This is a genomic window from Streptomyces sp. JK94, assembly GCF_053613315.1.
Genome location: NZ_JBSICH010000011.1, coordinates 164,240 through 179,791, shown reverse-complemented (window position 1 = coordinate 179,791; position 15,552 = coordinate 164,240). Strand labels below are relative to the sequence as shown.

The window sequence follows — 15,552 nt, the reverse complement described above, 5'->3', positions numbered from 1 at the left end:
GGTCGCCGTCACACTAGGCTCCTGCGCTTCGGTGCCGGTCGGAGGGGAGCGCGGTGGGCGTGGGCTCGGGGCGGTTGTACGCGGCCGTCGCGGCGGGGGGATTCCGACGGTACGCGACGTACCGTGCGGCCACCGCTGCGGGGGTGTTCACCAACACGGTGTTCGGGTTGGTCCTCATGTACACCTATCTGGCCCTGTGGGACGAGAAACCGCAGCTCGGTGGGTACGACCAGGCGCAGGCCGTCACGTTCGTGTGGCTGGGGCAGGCGCTGCTGGCGGGGCTGGCGATCGGGGGCGGCGGGTTCGAGGACGAGCTGATGGAGCGCATCCGTACGGGTGATGTCGCCGTGGATCTGTACCGGCCGGCGGATCTTCAGCTGTGGTGGCTGGCGGCGGACGTGGGGCGGGCGCTGTTCCAGTTGGCGGGGCGGGGGGTGGTGCCGATGGCGTTCGGTTCGCTGTTCTTCCCGGTGGCGCTGCCGCGGGAGGTGTCCGTGTGGGGCGCGTTCCTGGTGGCGGTGGTGCTGGCGATGGTGGTGAGTTTCGCGTTGCGCTATCTGATGGCGCTGTCGGCGTTCTGGCTGATGGACGGGGCGGGGGTGAAGCAGATGGGGATGATCGTGGGGTTGTTCTGTTCGGGGATGCTGCTGCCGCTGAACGTGTTCCCGGGGGCGCTGGGCGAGGTCGTGCGGGTGCTGCCGTGGTCGTCGCTGCTGCAGGGGCCGGCGGACGTGCTGCTGGGGGAGGCGGGCGCGCTGGGGACGTTCGTCTTCCAGGCGGGGTGGGCGGTGGCGCTGCTGGCGGTGGGGCGGCTGGTGCAGTCGGCGGCGACGCGGCGGGTGGTGGTGCAGGGTGGCTGAGACGGTTCACGCGGCCGGCGGGGGCGGGCGGGTCGCGGAGGGGCTGCGGGTGTACGGCCTGATCGTGGCGATGTGGATCCGGTCGACGATGGCGTACCGGACGTCGTTCGCGCTGACGGTGTTCGGGAACTTCGCGATCACCGCGCTGGACTTCGTGGCGATCCTGCTGATGTTCTCGCGGGTCGACGCCCTGGGGGGCTGGTCCCTGCCGGAGGTGGCGTTCCTGTACGGGCTGTCGGGGGTGTCCTTCGGGCTGGCCGACCTGGCGATGGGGTCGATGGAGCGGTTGGGCCGCCGGGTGCGGGACGGCACGCTGGACACGCTGCTGGTGCGTCCGGCGCCGGTGCTGGCGCAGGTGGCGGCGGACCGGTTCGCGCTGCGCCGGCTGGGGCGGGTGGTGCAGGGGCTGCTGGTGCTGGGGTACGCGCTGACGGTGGTGGACGTCGACTGGTCGGTGGCGAAGCTGCTGCTGATGCCGGTGATGCTGCTCAGCGGGGCGGGGATCTTCTGCGCGGTGTTCGTGGCGGCGGGGGCGTTCCAGTTCGTGGCGCAGGACGCCTCGGAGGTGTCGAACGCGTTCACCTACGGCGGTACGACGATGCTGCAGTATCCGCCGACGGTGTTCGGGCGGGAGATGGTGCGGGGGGTGACGTTCGTGGTGCCGCTGGCCTTCGTGAACTGGCTGCCGGCGTGCTACGTGCTGGGGCGGCCGTATCCGCTGGAGGTGCCCCCGTGGGTGGTGTTCCTGCCGCCGTTCGTGGCCGTGGCCTGCTGCGGGCTGGCGGGGCTGGCCTGGCGGGCGGGGCTGGGTTCGTATCGGAGTACGGGGAGTTGAGGGCGTTGGCGGAGGACATCGCGGGGTCCGGTGCGGGCTTCATCGAGCTGGACGGGGTGGAGAAGGTCTTCGACGTGCGCAGGAAGACCGGTTTCCTGAAGCGGGAGCTGCGGCGGGTGCGGGCCGTGGACGGGTTGTCGTTCTCCGTGGCGCGCGGCGAGATGGTCGGTTACATCGGTCCGAACGGGGCCGGGAAGTCGACGACGATCAAGATGCTCACCGGCATCCTGACGCCGAGCGGTGGCCGGCTGCGGGTGGCCGGTATCGATCCGTCCCGGGAGCGGACGCGGCTGGCACGGCGTATGGGGGTGGTGTTCGGGCAGCGGACGACGCTGTGGTGGGACCTGCCGCTGATCGACTCCTACCGGCTGATGCACCGCATGTACCGCATCCCGGACGCCCGCTACCGGGAGAACCTGGAGCGCTGCGTGCGGCTGCTCCAGCTGGGGGAGTTGCTGGACGTGCCGGTGCGGCAGTTGTCGCTGGGGCAGCGGATGCGCGGTGACATCGCGGCGGCGCTGCTGCACGACCCGGAGGTGCTGTACCTGGACGAGCCGACGATCGGTCTGGACGTGGTCTCCAAGGCCAAGGTGCGGGGGTTCCTGCGGGACCTGAACGCGGAGCGCGGCACGACGGTGCTGCTGACCACGCACGACCTGCAGGACATCGAGCAGCTGTGTTCCCGGGTGATGGTGATCGACCACGGGCGGCTGGTGTACGACGGTCCGCTCGCCGGGCTGCACGAGGCGGGGGAGAGCGAGCGGACCCTGGTGGTGGACCTGGAGCGGGAGGTGCCGCCGGTCCGGGTGCCGGCGCCCGCGCGGGTGGTGCGCGTGGAGGGGCCGCGGCAGTGGCTGGCGTTCCCGGCCTCGGCGTCGGCGGCGGGGCTGGTGGCGGGGATCGCGGCGGAGTATCCGCTGGTGGACCTGTCGGTGCGGGAACCGGACATCGAGTCGGTGATCGCCAAGATGTATGCGGAGCGCACGAGCGCGTAGTCTCCGGCGCGGCGACCTCGTAGGCTGCTGTACATGACCGACGACGCCCCGGAACTCCGCGCATCCGACGCCGACCGTGAACGAGTCGCCGAGGTCCTGCGGGACGCCCTCGCGGAGGGGCGTCTGGACATGACCGAGTTCGAGGAGCGGCTGGACGCCACGTACCGCGCGCGGACGTACGGGGAGCTGGCGCCGATCACCCGGGACCTGCCGGTCGGCGGGGCGGTGGTGGCGCCCACGGTGTCGATGACCAAGGAGCCGGCGGCGGCCGGGGGCTGGGCGGGCCGGATCACCGGTGGTGAGGGGTCGTCGTCGTGGGCGGTCGCGGTGATGTCCGGGTTCCAGCGCAAGGGGCGCTGGACGGTGCCGAGGCGGTTCACCTCCTTCGCGTTCTGGGGCGGCGGGGAGATCGACCTGCGGGAGGCCGACTTCGCCGACCGCGAGGTCGTGGTCAACTGCGTGGCGATCATGGGCGGGGTGGACGTGATCGTGCCGCCGGGCGTCGAGGTGGACGTGCGCGGTGTCGGGTTCATGGGCGACTTCGACCACCGGGAGTCCGGCGTCCCGGGCGACCCGGGTGCTCCGCGCGTGATCGTGACCGGCTTCGCCTTCTGGGGCGGCGTCGGTGTCCGGCGGAAGGTGACGCGGGCGGAGAGGCAGCGGCAGAAGGAGGAGCGCCGGCAGGAGAAGCCGGAGCGCAGGGCCGCGACGAGGGAACTGCACGGCTCCTACCGGGACGACGTGGAGGGGGTCCACCGCAGGATGCTGGACGGGCACCGGGACATGCTGCGCGAGCACCGCGACGAACGCCGCGAGCAGCGCGAACTGCGCCGCGAGGAGCGGGGCCGCCGCAGGCGGGACGAGGACTGAGCGGGGCCCCGGGTGGGGGCCCGGGTGGGGTGCTCCCCGAGCGGGGTGGCCCCTGAGCGGGGTGGCCCCTGAGCCGGGCGAGCGCTGAGCCGGCCGCCGGGCCCGGATCGCGGGGTCGGCGAGCGGTGGGCGATGGGCGGCGGTCGGCGGGCGGTGTCGGGTGGTGGGCGTCGGCGCCCCTCCCGTTCCCTCGGCTCCCTCGGCTCCCCGGCTCCCCGGCTCCCTCGGCCCCCCCGGCCCCCCGGCTCCCTCGGCCCCCGACAAGCCCCGTCACAGCTGGACCGGCGCCGCGCCCTTCAGGTCGTCCAGGTCCAGGAACCGGCCCATCCGCGCGTACCCCGCGTCGCTGGGGTGCAGGTGGTCACCGCTGTCGTAGGCGGAGCGCAGCCGGCGCGGGTCGTACGGGTCGCGCAGCGCCTGGTCGAAGTCGACGACCGCGTCGAACACGCGGCCCGAGCGGATCTCCTCGTTGATCTCCTGCCGCATCGCCTCGCGGGCCCGCGTGTGACCGCGGTGGCCGCCGAACGGCATGATCGTCGCGCCGACGACCTTCAGTCCGCGGGCGTGCGCCCGGCCGGTCAGGGTGCGCAGGCCGTCGAGGATGCCGTCGCGGTCGGCGAGTTCGGGGCTGTGCAGGATGTCGTTGACGCCGAGGACGATGACGACGGCCTTGACGTTGGTGCGCTGCAGCACGTCCCGTGGGAACCGGCTCAGCCCGCTCGGGTTGTCGGCGGGCCGGCCGCTCCTGCCGGTCAGGATGCGGTTGCCGCTGATCCCCTGGTTGACGACGCTGTAGCGGGGCGTGTCCCGCCCGTCGCGGGCCGCGTCGTGCAGCCGCTCGGCGAGGACGTCGGTCCAGCGGTGGTTGGCGTTGACCTCGGAGCCCAGGCCGTCGGTGATCGAGTCGCCGAAGGCGACGACGGTGCCGTCGGCCTCGTGGCTCAGGACGTCCAGCGCGGTCAGGTACCGCCAGTACGGGGTCTCGGTCGTGTAGGCGACGGCCGTGACGTCCGAGGCGCGGTCGCCCTCGGCGAGGTAACTGATCTGCTGCGCGCGCGGGTGGTGGGTGACCGGGCCGGACGGCACCGGGGAGTACGTGGTGACCAGGACGTCCGCGCCGTACGGGACGGCGATGCGGGCGATGTCGCTCATCACCTGTTCGCCCGCCGGGATGACGACCCGGGGGCTGCCGCGGAAGGTGAGCCGGCGCATGGTGTCGGCGAGCGCGGCGGCGGTGCCGGGGCCCGCGGCCAGGGCGACGGAGGCGTGCGTGATGGTGAGCGGGGAGTGCCCGTACAGGTTGGACAGGGTGATCCGCGCGCTGGTGCCGCCGATGCCGGCGTGCACGACGTTGCGCACCGAGAGGCCCGCCGTGCCGGTCGTCTCGGTGCCCGGTTCGGCCGCCGCCGGGGACGCGGACCACGCCCCGACCCAGGTGCCGGCGGAGGCGGGGGCGGCCTCGCCCCGCGGGAGACGGCCGCCGGCGAGCGGTGTGCGGTCCCCGGCGCCGTCGTCGGCGGACGCGCCGGCGTAGATGGCCGCGGAAATCGCCACCATCAGGGTGACGATCGCTGCGAGCAGGGCACGGTGCTTGGTGGGAGGCACCCCCGCGCCTCCGTCACGACCCCGGGTCATGCTGTGCTGTTCTCCTCGGGCGAGGGGAGCCCGAAGCTCCGGCCGGATCAGCCCATGATGCGTCATGGGCCGGGGAAAGGCCGTACGACCCCCGGGCGTTCCCCCTCCCGGACAGAAGCCGGGAACGCGTGTTCCGTTCCGGGAGCCGGTCGGACAGGGACAATGTGTGCGGTACGCAACGGTGAACGGTGGAGTGGATGGAACGCACGAAAGCGGAACTTCCGGACGGTTCAGGGGGTACCGGGGAGGGTGCCGGGCCGGGCGCGGAGCCGTCCGCGGGGCCCGGGCGCGCCGCCCCCGGCGCCTTCCGCGACCGCGCGATGACGTCCTTCAGCCCGGCCGACGAGGAGAAGCGGCGCGGCGTACGCCGTATGAAACTGACCGCCACCGGTCTGCTGCTGTTCGTCGCGGTGGTCTACGTCCTGGCCGAGTGGGCCGCGCACCGGGGCGCGGGCGCCTGGGCGGGCTACGTCGCCGCCGCCGCCGAGGCGGGCATGGTCGGCGCGCTCGCCGACTGGTTCGCGGTCACCGCCCTCTTCCGCCACCCACTCGGCCTCCCCATCCCGCACACCGCGATCATCCCCAGGAAGAAGGACCAGCTCGGTGTCTCGCTGGGCGAGTTCGTCGGCGAGAACTTCCTCTCCGAGGACGTCGTACGGCAGCGGCTGCGCGCCGTCGGCATCGGCAGCCGCCTCGGTGCCTGGCTCGCCGTGCCCGAACACGCCGACCGGGTGACGGCCGAGCTGTCCGCCGCCCTGCGCGGCGCCCTCACCGTGCTGCGCGACTCCGACGTGCAGGCGGTGGTGGGGGAGGCGATCACCCGGCGGGCCGACGCGCAGGAGATCGCTCCCGGCATCGGCAAGCTGCTGGACCGGGTCGTCGCCGACGGCGGTCACAAGCGGGCCGTCGACCTGATCGTCTCCCGCGCCCACGACTGGCTGATCGCGCACGGCGACTCCGTGATGGACGCCGTGCAGGGCGGAGCGCCCGGATGGACGCCCCGGTTCGTGGACAAGCGGGTCGGCGAGCGCGTCTACAAGGAACTGCTGCGGTTCGTCACCGAGATGCGCGACATGCCCGCCCACCCGGCGCGCGGCGCCCTCGACCGCTTCCTGGCCGACTTCGCCTCCGACCTGCAGTCCGACACCGACACCCGCGCGCGCGTGGAGCGGCTGAAGACCGAGGTGCTGGGGCGCGGCGAGGTCCAGGACCTGATCGCGTCCGCCTGGACGGCCGTACGCTCCATGATCGTCTCGGCGGCGGAGGACGAGCGCAGCGAACTGCGCATGCGGGTGCGGGCCTCGCTGCTGTCGCTGGGCGCCCGGATGGCCTCCGACCCCGGGGTGCAGGGCAAGGTCGACGGGTGGGTCGAGGGCGCCGCGGTGTACGTGGTCAGCACCTATCGCCACGAGATCACCTCCCTGATCACCGACACGGTGGCGAGCTGGGACCCCGAGCACACCACGAAGAAGATCGAGGCGAACATCGGCCGCGACCTGCAGTTCATCCGCATCAACGGCACGGTGGTCGGCTCGCTCGCCGGGCTGCTGATCCACACGGTCTCCCGCATCCTGGGGGCGTAGGGCCGCCGCGGGCGGCCCTGCGGCCTCCCGGCGAGGCGGTCCTGCGGCCCCGGCGAGGCGGGCGTGTTCCTCCCGGCGCAGGGCACAAGGGAGGCGTTCGCTCGACGGAGAGGGAGCCATGACAGCACCATCGTCGTCGGCCGCGGTACCCACCCCCACCGGTACCGTCACCACGGCCGTCCCCGCCCGACTGGACCGACTGCCCTGGTCGCGGTGGCACTGGATGATCGTGATCGGCCTGGGGACCGTCTGGATCCTGGACGGCCTGGAAGTCACCATCGTCGGCAACGTCGCCGGACGCATCGCCGAGGACGGCAGCGGACTGGACATCAGCGCGGCCCAGATCACCGGCCTCGCCGCCGCCCTGTACGTGGCGGGCGCGTGCTGCGGGGCCCTGTTCTTCGGCTGGCTGACCGACCGCTACGGCCGCAAGAAGCTGTTCATCACGACCCTGGTCGTGTACCTGGCGGCGACCGCGCTGACGGCCCTGTCCTTCGAGACCTGGTGGTTCTTCCTCTTCCGCTTCCTCACCGGCTTCGGCATCGGCGGCGAGTACGCGGCGATCAACTCCGCGATCGACGAGCTGATCCCGTCCCGGTACCGCGGCCGGGTCGACCTCATCATCAACGGCAGCTACTGGCTCGGCGCGATCGGCGGCGCCCTGCTGTCGATCGTGATGCTGGACACCGACATCTTCCCCAAGGACCTCGGCTGGCGGCTCAGCTTCGCCCTGGGCGTGGTCCTCGGCCTGGTGATCCTCGTGGTCCGCCGGCACGTCCCGGAGAGTCCGCGCTGGCAGTTCATCCACGGCCAGGGCGAGAAGGCCGACACCCTCGTCTCGTCCGTCGAGCGCGAGATCGAGCGGGAGAAGGGCGAGAAGCTGCCGCCGCCGGCCGGTGAGATCACCATCCACCAGCGCAAGAGCGTCGGCTTCGGCCTGATCGCCAAGACCGTCTTCGGCCGCTACCCGCGCCGCGCGGTCCTCGGCCTCTCCCTCTTCATCGGCCAGGCCTTCCTCTACAACGCCATCACCTTCGGCTTCGGCACCATCCTCATCACCTTCTTCGACGTGCCGACCGGCAGCACCGGCTACTACTTCGCCGTCATCGCGGCCGGCAACTTCCTGGGGCCGCTGCTCCTGGGCCCCCTCTTCGACACGGTCGGCCGCCGGATCATGATCTCGGGCACGTACCTGCTCTCGGGCATCCTGCTGTTCGGCACGGCGTGGCTCTTCGACCAGGGTTCCCTGACGGCCACGACGATGACCGCCTGCTGGTGCGTGGTGCTGTTCTTCGCCTCGGCGGGCGCCTCCAGCGCCTACCTGACCGTCTCCGAGATCTTCCCCATGGAGACCCGCGCGATGGCCATCGCCTTCTTCTACGCCCTCGGCACCGCGGCCGGCGGCATCAGCGGCCCGCTGCTGTTCGCCGACCTCACCGAGTCCGGCGTGGTCGGCGACACGGTGCTGGCCTTCCGGATCGGCGCCGGACTGATGTGCGCGGCCGGCCTGGTGGCGGCGTTCCTCGCGGTGAAGGCGGAACGCCGCTCGCTGGAGGACATCGCGGAGCCGCTGTCGTCGGTGGGGGCCGGCTCGCGGTGAACGGCGGGGTCCGAGCGGCGGGGGGTCCGGGTCGCGGCGGCGGCGTGGGAGCCGTACGGCGGTCCCGGCACCCGATCACCACGACCCCGCACCCCGAACCCGGGCGCCCCGGGCGCCCGGCCGACCGAGGAGCCGTCCGATGACCATTCGCCGCGTCGTCCCGAACCACCGGGTCGAGTCCGAGGACCAGCTGACCACGAGCCGCGGCTTCTACGGCCTGCTGGGCTTCGAGGAGGTCATGAACATGGGCTGGGTGGCGACCCTGGCCTCCCCGGCCAATCCCACCGCCCAGATCAGCTTCCTCACCGCGGAACGCACCGCGCCCGTCGTCCCCGACCTGAGCGTGGAGGTCGAGGACGTCGACGCGGTGTACGCGCGGGTGGCCGCCTCGGGCGCGGAGATCGTACGGGAGCTCCGGGACGAGGAGTGGGGCGTACGGCGCTTCTTCGTCCGGGACCCCAACGGGCGGGTGGTGAACGTACTGACGCACCTGCCGCGGTGACGGGGGTGCGAGGGGCACCCCGGACGCCCGGGGTCCTTCCGGTCCCGGGCGTCCCGGCGTCCTCGGGGGCGCGGCGTCCGCCGCCCGGGAAGCCGGCTCCGCCGGCCGGCGACCGCCCACGGGGCCAGGGCCACGGCACCGGCGGCCCCGAGGACGGCGGACCGGGCCCCCGCGTTCCCGGCCGGCGGGTGGGACCCGGGGCAACCGGCCACTACCGCGGCCGTCGGCGCCCCGGCCGTCCTCCCGCCGGCCCACTCCTCCCGCCCCTCTCCGCCGCACGGCTGAGCCGCGGCCCGCCGGCCCCCGTCCCGCCCCCGTCTCCGCCCCGTCCCCGCCTCCGCCCTGTCACGTCCAGGCTCGTACGTCGTTGTAGCCGTGTCCGCCCGAGGACGAACACCGACGACCCACCACGACGACCACGACGGCCACGACGGCCACGACGGCCACGACGGCCACGACCACAGCGACCACGACCACGACGACCACGACGACCACGACGACCACGACGAAGGGATGCACCATGGACGCTCGGCTCGACCTGTACGCCAGCCCGCTCGCGGGCAAGTTCCTGCGGCACATGAACTCGGCCGGCAAGGTCCTGACGGACTCGACGCTGCCGGCCGCGACCCAGGAACTGGTGAAGATCCGCGCCAGTCAGCTCAACGGCTGCGGCCTCTGCCTCGACATGCACACCAAGGACGCCGCGAAGGCGGGGGAGACCACGCTGCGCCTCAACCTGCTCGCGGCATGGCGGGAGGCGAAGGTCTTCACCGACGCCGAACGCGCCGCCCTGGAACTGACCGAGCAGGGCACCCGCCTGGCCGACGGGGGCGGCGTCACCGACGAGGCCTGGGCGAACGCGGCCGAGCACTACGACGAGGACCAGCTCGCCGCCCTCGTCACGCTGATCGCCGTCATCAACCTCTACAACCGGCTGAACGCCATCACCCGGCAGCCCTCGGGCGACTACGAGCCGGGCATGTTCGGCTGACGTCCCACGGAGCACGGGCTGACGGCGCGCACCGCGACGGGTCCGAGCCGTCAGCCCCGCCCGCACCTCGGCAACTCTCCCCGTGCACAGCCGTTTTCTCGCCTGCCCGACGGCGGCGGCACTAGGTTGGTGCCCAGCCCACGACGTCAACCCTAGGAGACCCCGCCGTGTCGGACACGCATTCCGAGCTCGCGGCCACCGCGGAGATTCGGGCCAGGATCGACACCACCACACCGCACTCGGCCCGATTCTGGAACTACTTCGTCGGCGGCAAGGACCACTACGAGGTCGACCGCGAGATCGGGGACCAGATCAAGGAGATCTTCCCCGGCCTCGTCGACGTGGCCCACGCCAGCCGGCTCTTCCTCGGCCGCGCCGTACGCCACCTGACCGGGGAGCACGGCATCCGGCAGTTCCTGGACATCGGCACCGGACTGCCCACCGCCGACAACACCCACGAAGTGGCGCAGCGCGCGGCCCCCGACGCCCGGATCGTGTACGTCGACAACGACCCGATCGTGCTGGCCCACGCGAACGCGCTGCTCACCAGCACCCCCGAGGGCCGGACCGCCTACCTGGACGCCGACCTCTACGCCCCCGACACCGTCCTGGAGGCCGCCGCCGGCACCCTCGACCTGTCCCGGCCGGTCGCCCTGATCATCCTCAACACCCTCGGCCACGTCGCCGACCACGACCAGGCCCGCGACCTGGTACGCCGCCTGATGGCAGGCCTCCCGTCGGGCAGTTACCTGGTCATCAGCGACAGCACCGCGACGAGCGAGGGCATGATCGCCGCCTCCAACGCCTACAACGCCAGCGGCGCGACGCCGTACCACGTCCGCAGCGTCGAGGAGATCGCCGGCTTCTTCGAGGGCCTGGAGCTGGTCGACCCCGGCGTCACCCAGGTCACGGCGTGGCGCCCGGAGACGCAGGACGCGACCGGCCCGGCCCCCCTGTCCGTCGACGCCTACTGCGGGGTGGGGCGCAAGCCCTGAGCCGGCTCAGCCCCCGGGCGCAGGTGTGCGCCCGGGGGCTGTGAGCGCGGACGCGCCACCGCCCGAGCCGCTCCGGCGGCCGGCGCGGGGGCGCCGGAAATGCGGGTGCGCCCGGTGGGCGCACCCGCCTACCGTGGCGGACATGCACGTCGTCTTCACCAAGGGCCCCGGGACGAGTTACGACATCGCCGTCCACCGCGAGACCGGCGCCGCGCTCGCCCCGCGCAACGGCCCCGGCGGGCACCCGTACCTCCCGCACGACCTGGTGCACCTCCTCGTCGAGGCCGAGGCGGGCATCGGGCTCGGCGTCTACGGGCGGCTGGCCGCCGGCGACAACGGCCTGTTCTGGCCCGCCGACCCCGCGGAGCGCGCCAAGGCCAACCGGCGCCGCAGGACGAAGCGCCCGCAGCCGGCCCCCGGGGCGAAGGCCGACATGGCCCGCTCGGAGGAACTGGCGGGCATCGCCGTACCCGTCTGGGAGGTACGGAACGGCCACACACGGGAACTGCCGGCGTACGTGACGGCGGGCGAGATCCCGCCGGTGATCGACCGCATCGTGGCCCGGCTGGAGGAGTACGCGCACCGCTGGCACGCGCTGCCGGTGGGAGGGTCGCTGACCGTGACGTGGTGACGCCCGAGGGTGCGAGTCCGTGCCCCTCGAAGGCCACCGCCCCTCACATCAGCCGCCGATCAGGCGCGCATCGCCCTCACGAAGGCACGCCTCGAGGCGCTCACCGAGTCCTCGACCGTCCGTCGAGGACTCGGTGAGCAGGTGCTCCCGCGGGTCAGCTTGCCTTGGCCGAGTACGTCCACACATCGGCCGGGAGCTCGTGCTTCAAGCGCCAGGTGATCCCCATCGGCTTACTGCCGGTGTGGCTTTCGTAGGTCGCCGGGCCGAGCAGCATCCAGGGCTCGGACTTTCCCGTGTCGGTGTTCTTGTAGCGCCGCAGGAACAGCAGGACGTGACTTCCGCGCGACGCGTGGTTCCGGTAGCGCAAACCGGTGCGGGAGTCGGCCGCCGTCGAGTTCTGGGACTCCCAGTGGTAGAGGGACGGGCTCAGCGCGTAGTCCTTGTACCGGACCGTGGGGGAGAAGTCCCTCTCGTTCTTCTCCTGCGTGATGAGGAGGACGTCCGTCTGGAGGGCGTCGACCCACTGCACGCCTTGCGCGAAGGACCGGGGCATCTGGCCACCGAAGCGAGCGACGCCGAGGGCGGCGAGTATCTCCGACCTGTTGTAGGCGCTGTGGACCTTGAGCGGTGTCCGGCCCAGAGATCCGGTGAGCGGGATGGGGTAGTGATCGGCCTGCTCGATGACGTACGACAACACCTGCCGCAGTTCGTCGCGGACTACCCGCTGGCTGCGCAGGAACTCCAACCCTGCCCGGTAGCCGGTGAACCCGCCGGCGTCGTCCCAGAGGTTGAAGAACAGCATGCGGGCGTACGCCTGGTCGCCGGCCCCCAACTCGTCGTAAGGCGGCGCGTCGTCCGCGAGTAGCCGGAGATACGCCTGCGCGCGTTCCGGATCATCCACGTGAAGGAATGCGTGGGCACGCTTCAGGAGTGCCGCTTCGCCGTGAGGCGCTGGCTCCCGGATCAGATCGGCCCGGCGGAGGACGGCCGTCCAGGAGTTGTCGCCCTTGTACAACTCCTTGGCTTCTCGGCGGCTCTCCCGCAGGTAGTCGGCGAGACGGGGCGTGCCGTACTCCTTGACCTCCTTCACCAGCGTCGTCACGGTGGCGCCCAGTCGGGTCCGGATGTTGTCCAGGACGAGGTCCTTCGACTTGCCCTCCAGGATGATCTGGCAGCCGGACGGCAGCTGGGGGAAGTCCCGCTCGATGTGCTCGACGAGTCGGTTCCGGGAGAGGTTGGTGAGGGCGCGGAACTGCTCCTCGAAACGGAATTCGGCCCGATGCTGACCGATGAAGTCGAGGACGGTGAGCACCGGTTTCGTCTCGGTGCGCCGCAATCCGCGTCCGAGCTGCTGGAGGAAGACGGTGGCGCTGTTGGTGGGGCGCAGGAGGAGGAGGGTGTCGACGTCCGGGATGTCGAGACCTTCGTTGAACAGGTCCACCGAGAAGAGCACCTGGAGCTTGCCGTCCCGCAGGTCGGACAGCGCTTGGGTGCGCACGTCGACAGGCGAGTCGCTGTCGAGTGCCATGGCCCGGATATTGGCCTTGCGGAAGAAGTCCGCCATGTAGTGGGCGTGCGCCTTGGTGACACAGAAGCCGAGCGCGCGCATGGTGCCGGGGTCGGAGACCTTGTCCCGAATCTGCTTGACGACGATCCGGGCCCGTGCGTCGTCGCCCGTGAAGAGGTTTCCCAGCTCCCCGTCCGCGTACGAGCCCCTTTGCCAGCCGAGGTGGGTGAGATCGGTGCCGTCCGGGACGCCGAAATAGTGGAAGGGGCACAGGAGGTCGTTCTCCAGGGCTTCCCAGAGCCTCATCTCGGCGGCGATGCGGCCCTCGAAGAAGGCGTCCTGCACATTGAGCCCGTCCATCCGCTCCGGGGTGGCGGTCAGGCCCAGGAGCTCCGTCGGAGCGAAGTGGTCGATCACCCTCCGGTACGTGGACGCCGTGGCGTGGTGGAACTCGTCGATGACGATGACGTCGAAATGGTCCGGAGCCAATCGCTCCAGCCGCTGGACGTTGAGTGACTGGACGCTGGCGAAGACGTGGTTCCACTCGCGCGGGTCAGCGCCGCCATGCAGCAACTCACCGAACGAGGCATCGTCGAGGACCTCCCTGTAAGTGCGCAGGGATTGCTTGAGGATCTCCTTCCGGTGGGCCACGAACAGCAGCTTCGGTCGACTCCCGGTCGTCTTCCCGCACATGCCGCGGTAGTCGAGGGCGGCCATCACGGTCTTCCCGGTACCCGTGGCCGCGACCAGCAGGTTGCGGTGCCGTCCGCGGAGGTCGCGCTCGACGCTCAGCCGCTCCAGCATGTCCCGCTGGTGCGGGAAGGGACGTACCTGAAGGCCGGAGAGATTGATCCTCAGATCGGTGGTCGCCGTGGTGCCACCCGCCTGGGCCAGCGCACCGTCGAGGCGCTCACGGTGGAGATCGGGGTCGTACGTCTCGAAGGCCGTGTCGTTCCAGTACGAGTCGAAGGTCGCCTCGAACTTGTCCAGCACCGCGGGTGTGGCGACCGACGACAGGCGTACGTTCCACTCCAGTCCGTCGAGCAGTGCCGCACGGGACAGGTTCGAGCTCCCGACGTAGGCCGTGTCGAAGCCTGTCCTGCGACGGAAGAGCCAGGCCTTGGCGTGCAGTCTCGTCGAGCGGATCTCGTAGTTGACCTTGACGGTTGCGCCGAAGTCCCGCACGAGCCGGTCGAGCGCGTGGCGGTCGGTAGCGCCCATGTAGGTCGTGGTGATGACCCGGATCGGCACACCACGTTCCTTCGCGGCCCGCAGGGAGTCCTCCAGTACGCGGATGCCGTACCACTTCACGAACGCGCAGAGCAGGTCGATGCGGTCCGCGGTGGCCAACTCGGCTCTCAGCTCCGAGCCCAGACTGAGGTCCTCCGCCGAGTTGGTCAGCAGGGACGTCTCGGACAGCGGGGTCAGCGGACGGATCGCGTAGGCCCCCGGCGCCTCCTGCTCCGCGAGGGCCAGCAACTGACGGGGCCCCGCGACGATGGTGCTGACCGGCTCGGGGTCGTTCTGCTCGCCGGCCTCGGCGGTCAGGGTCTCGAGGATGCGGTTCGCGAAGGGGACCCGTTGGTCGGCCGGTAGGCGGTTGAGGCGACGGGCCACGAGGTCGCCGATGTGCCGGGCAAGCACGTGAGGTGAGGATTCCGCACTGACCTCCGCGTCGACCGCCTTCCACCCGGCGGCCTCGAGCTGCTTCAGCTCACCGTGCACCCGGTCCGTGACCAACTGCTCGTAGACCCCCGCGACCGGCTGCGCCGATCCCCTCGCGTCTTCCACCGTGCCCCCTCCATCACCCTGTAGACGTGGCTCAGTTCTAACAGGAACCGCTGACAACCGAGACGACCCCGGTGCGGTCGGCTTCGGGAACGGTTACGTGTGGTGCCGCGTGCGTGAGATGGCCGTACCCGTCTCAAACGAGCGGAGCGTGAACACTCACGCGGAAAGTGTTCACGCTCTGGGGTGGCGGTGTCCCGGTGGGGCCGGGCGGTCGGCGTGCTCCGGCAGGGTCAGGCCTTCGATTCGTTCGCCAGGAACGCCGTCAGGCCGTCCAGCAGCATCCCGCTGCCCTGCTCCGCCATGTCCCGCTCCTCCGCCGTGGCGCAGCTCTGGCTGAGGGTGATGACGGTGTTGCGGGGGCCCTCCTCGGCGAGGTGCAGGGTCATCAGGGTCGGGTCGGGGCGGCCGGGGGCGTCCATGCCGATCACCAGGTGGCTGGGCTCGTCCACCTCGACATAGGTGCCGGTCAGGGGGAACTCGGCGCCGTCCGGGGTGCGCATCGTGGCCTTCCAGGCGCCGCCCGGGCGTACGTCCAGGGCGACGGAGCCGGGGGCGGCGTGGGCCCACTGGGCGTACTGGCCGGGGGTGGTCCAGGCCTGCCAGACGCGTGCCGCGGGGGCGTCCAGGGTGCGGGTGAGGGTGTAGGAGTGGCCGGTGGCGGGGGCGGAGGTCTGCTCGGTGCTCATGGCGGTCGGTCTCCTCGGGGCGATGCGCTCGGCGCTTCGGGTTCTGCGCCTCGCTGTCGCACCTGTAGACG

Annotated in this window: 14 protein-coding genes; 10 read left to right on the top strand and 4 right to left on the bottom strand. The window is 71.7% G+C overall.

Going from position 1 to position 15,552, the window contains the following annotated elements; translation table 11 throughout:
* Positions 1 to 53: 53 nt before the first annotated feature.
* The 4 genes from ACVV2G_RS11335 to ACVV2G_RS11320 are packed head-to-tail and all read left to right on the top strand — an operon-like array spanning position 54 to position 3,560.
* Positions 54 to 860, top strand: a complete 807-nt coding sequence (locus ACVV2G_RS11335; RefSeq protein WP_453842519.1) for an ABC transporter permease — start codon at positions 54 to 56, stop codon at positions 858 to 860.
* Positions 853 to 1,695: an ABC transporter permease gene (locus ACVV2G_RS11330; protein WP_453842518.1), complete on the top strand. Its 843-nt coding sequence runs from the start codon at positions 853 to 855 to the stop codon at positions 1,693 to 1,695. Before ACVV2G_RS11335 ends, ACVV2G_RS11330 begins: the two co-directional genes overlap by 8 nt.
* On the top strand, positions 1,692 to 2,690 hold the full coding sequence (locus tag ACVV2G_RS11325) for an ABC transporter ATP-binding protein (RefSeq protein WP_453842517.1): 999 nt from the start codon (positions 1,692 to 1,694) through the stop codon (positions 2,688 to 2,690). The genes ACVV2G_RS11330 and ACVV2G_RS11325 overlap by 4 nt, the downstream gene beginning before the upstream one ends.
* Positions 2,691 to 2,723: 33 nt before the next feature.
* Entirely contained in the window at positions 2,724 to 3,560 is an 837-nt protein-coding gene (locus ACVV2G_RS11320; RefSeq protein WP_453842516.1) for a DUF1707 SHOCT-like domain-containing protein, read from the top strand.
* A 270-nt stretch (positions 3,561 to 3,830) separates the two neighbouring features.
* Here ACVV2G_RS11320 and ACVV2G_RS11315 read toward each other — a convergent pair whose 3' ends face one another.
* The gene (locus ACVV2G_RS11315) at positions 3,831 to 5,195 is read right to left on the bottom strand and encodes an SGNH/GDSL hydrolase family protein (RefSeq protein WP_453842515.1); all 1,365 of its coding nucleotides are present in this window, start codon (positions 5,193 to 5,195) and stop codon (positions 3,831 to 3,833) included.
* Between the two features lie 197 nt (positions 5,196 to 5,392).
* Between ACVV2G_RS11315 and ACVV2G_RS11310 the strand changes: the two genes are divergently transcribed.
* The 3 genes from ACVV2G_RS11310 to ACVV2G_RS11300 all read left to right on the top strand — a co-directional run bounded on the left by ACVV2G_RS11310 (position 5,393) and on the right by ACVV2G_RS11300 (position 8,880).
* The gene (locus ACVV2G_RS11310; protein WP_453842514.1) at positions 5,393 to 6,778 is read left to right on the top strand and encodes a DUF445 domain-containing protein; all 1,386 of its coding nucleotides are present in this window, start codon (positions 5,393 to 5,395) and stop codon (positions 6,776 to 6,778) included.
* Between the two features lie 118 nt (positions 6,779 to 6,896).
* The gene (locus ACVV2G_RS11305; protein WP_453842513.1) at positions 6,897 to 8,378 is read left to right on the top strand and encodes an MFS transporter; all 1,482 of its coding nucleotides are present in this window, start codon (positions 6,897 to 6,899) and stop codon (positions 8,376 to 8,378) included.
* A gap of 139 nt (positions 8,379 to 8,517) precedes the next feature.
* Positions 8,518 to 8,880: a VOC family protein gene (locus ACVV2G_RS11300; protein ID WP_453842512.1), complete on the top strand. Its 363-nt coding sequence runs from the start codon at positions 8,518 to 8,520 to the stop codon at positions 8,878 to 8,880.
* Between the two features lie 345 nt (positions 8,881 to 9,225).
* On the opposite strand, the gene ACVV2G_RS11295 is transcribed toward ACVV2G_RS11300, so the two are convergent.
* Complete coding sequence (locus ACVV2G_RS11295; protein ID WP_453842511.1) at positions 9,226 to 9,402, bottom strand: hypothetical protein; 177 nt, start codon at positions 9,400 to 9,402, stop codon at positions 9,226 to 9,228.
* Here ACVV2G_RS11295 and ACVV2G_RS11290 point away from each other — a divergent pair.
* From ACVV2G_RS11290 to ACVV2G_RS11280, 3 genes are all read left to right on the top strand, one after another.
* The gene (locus ACVV2G_RS11290; protein WP_453842510.1) at positions 9,401 to 9,871 is read left to right on the top strand and encodes a carboxymuconolactone decarboxylase family protein; all 471 of its coding nucleotides are present in this window, start codon (positions 9,401 to 9,403) and stop codon (positions 9,869 to 9,871) included. The genes ACVV2G_RS11295 and ACVV2G_RS11290 overlap by 2 nt on opposite strands.
* Positions 9,872 to 10,038: 167 nt before the next feature.
* On the top strand, positions 10,039 to 10,866 hold the full coding sequence (locus tag ACVV2G_RS11285) for an SAM-dependent methyltransferase (protein WP_453842509.1): 828 nt from the start codon (positions 10,039 to 10,041) through the stop codon (positions 10,864 to 10,866).
* Between the two features lie 142 nt (positions 10,867 to 11,008).
* Entirely contained in the window at positions 11,009 to 11,497 is a 489-nt protein-coding gene (locus tag ACVV2G_RS11280; RefSeq protein WP_453842508.1) for a hypothetical protein, read from the top strand.
* Positions 11,498 to 11,651: 154 nt separating this feature from the next.
* On the opposite strand, the gene ACVV2G_RS11275 is transcribed toward ACVV2G_RS11280, so the two are convergent.
* Together ACVV2G_RS11275 and ACVV2G_RS11270 are read right to left on the bottom strand one after the other, a co-directional pair.
* The gene (locus ACVV2G_RS11275) at positions 11,652 to 14,795 is read right to left on the bottom strand and encodes a DEAD/DEAH box helicase (RefSeq protein WP_453842507.1); all 3,144 of its coding nucleotides are present in this window, start codon (positions 14,793 to 14,795) and stop codon (positions 11,652 to 11,654) included.
* 230 nt (positions 14,796 to 15,025) lie between these two features.
* Entirely contained in the window at positions 15,026 to 15,481 is a 456-nt protein-coding gene (locus ACVV2G_RS11270) for an SRPBCC family protein (RefSeq protein WP_453842506.1), read from the bottom strand.
* Between the last annotated feature and the right edge of the window lie 71 nt (positions 15,482 to 15,552).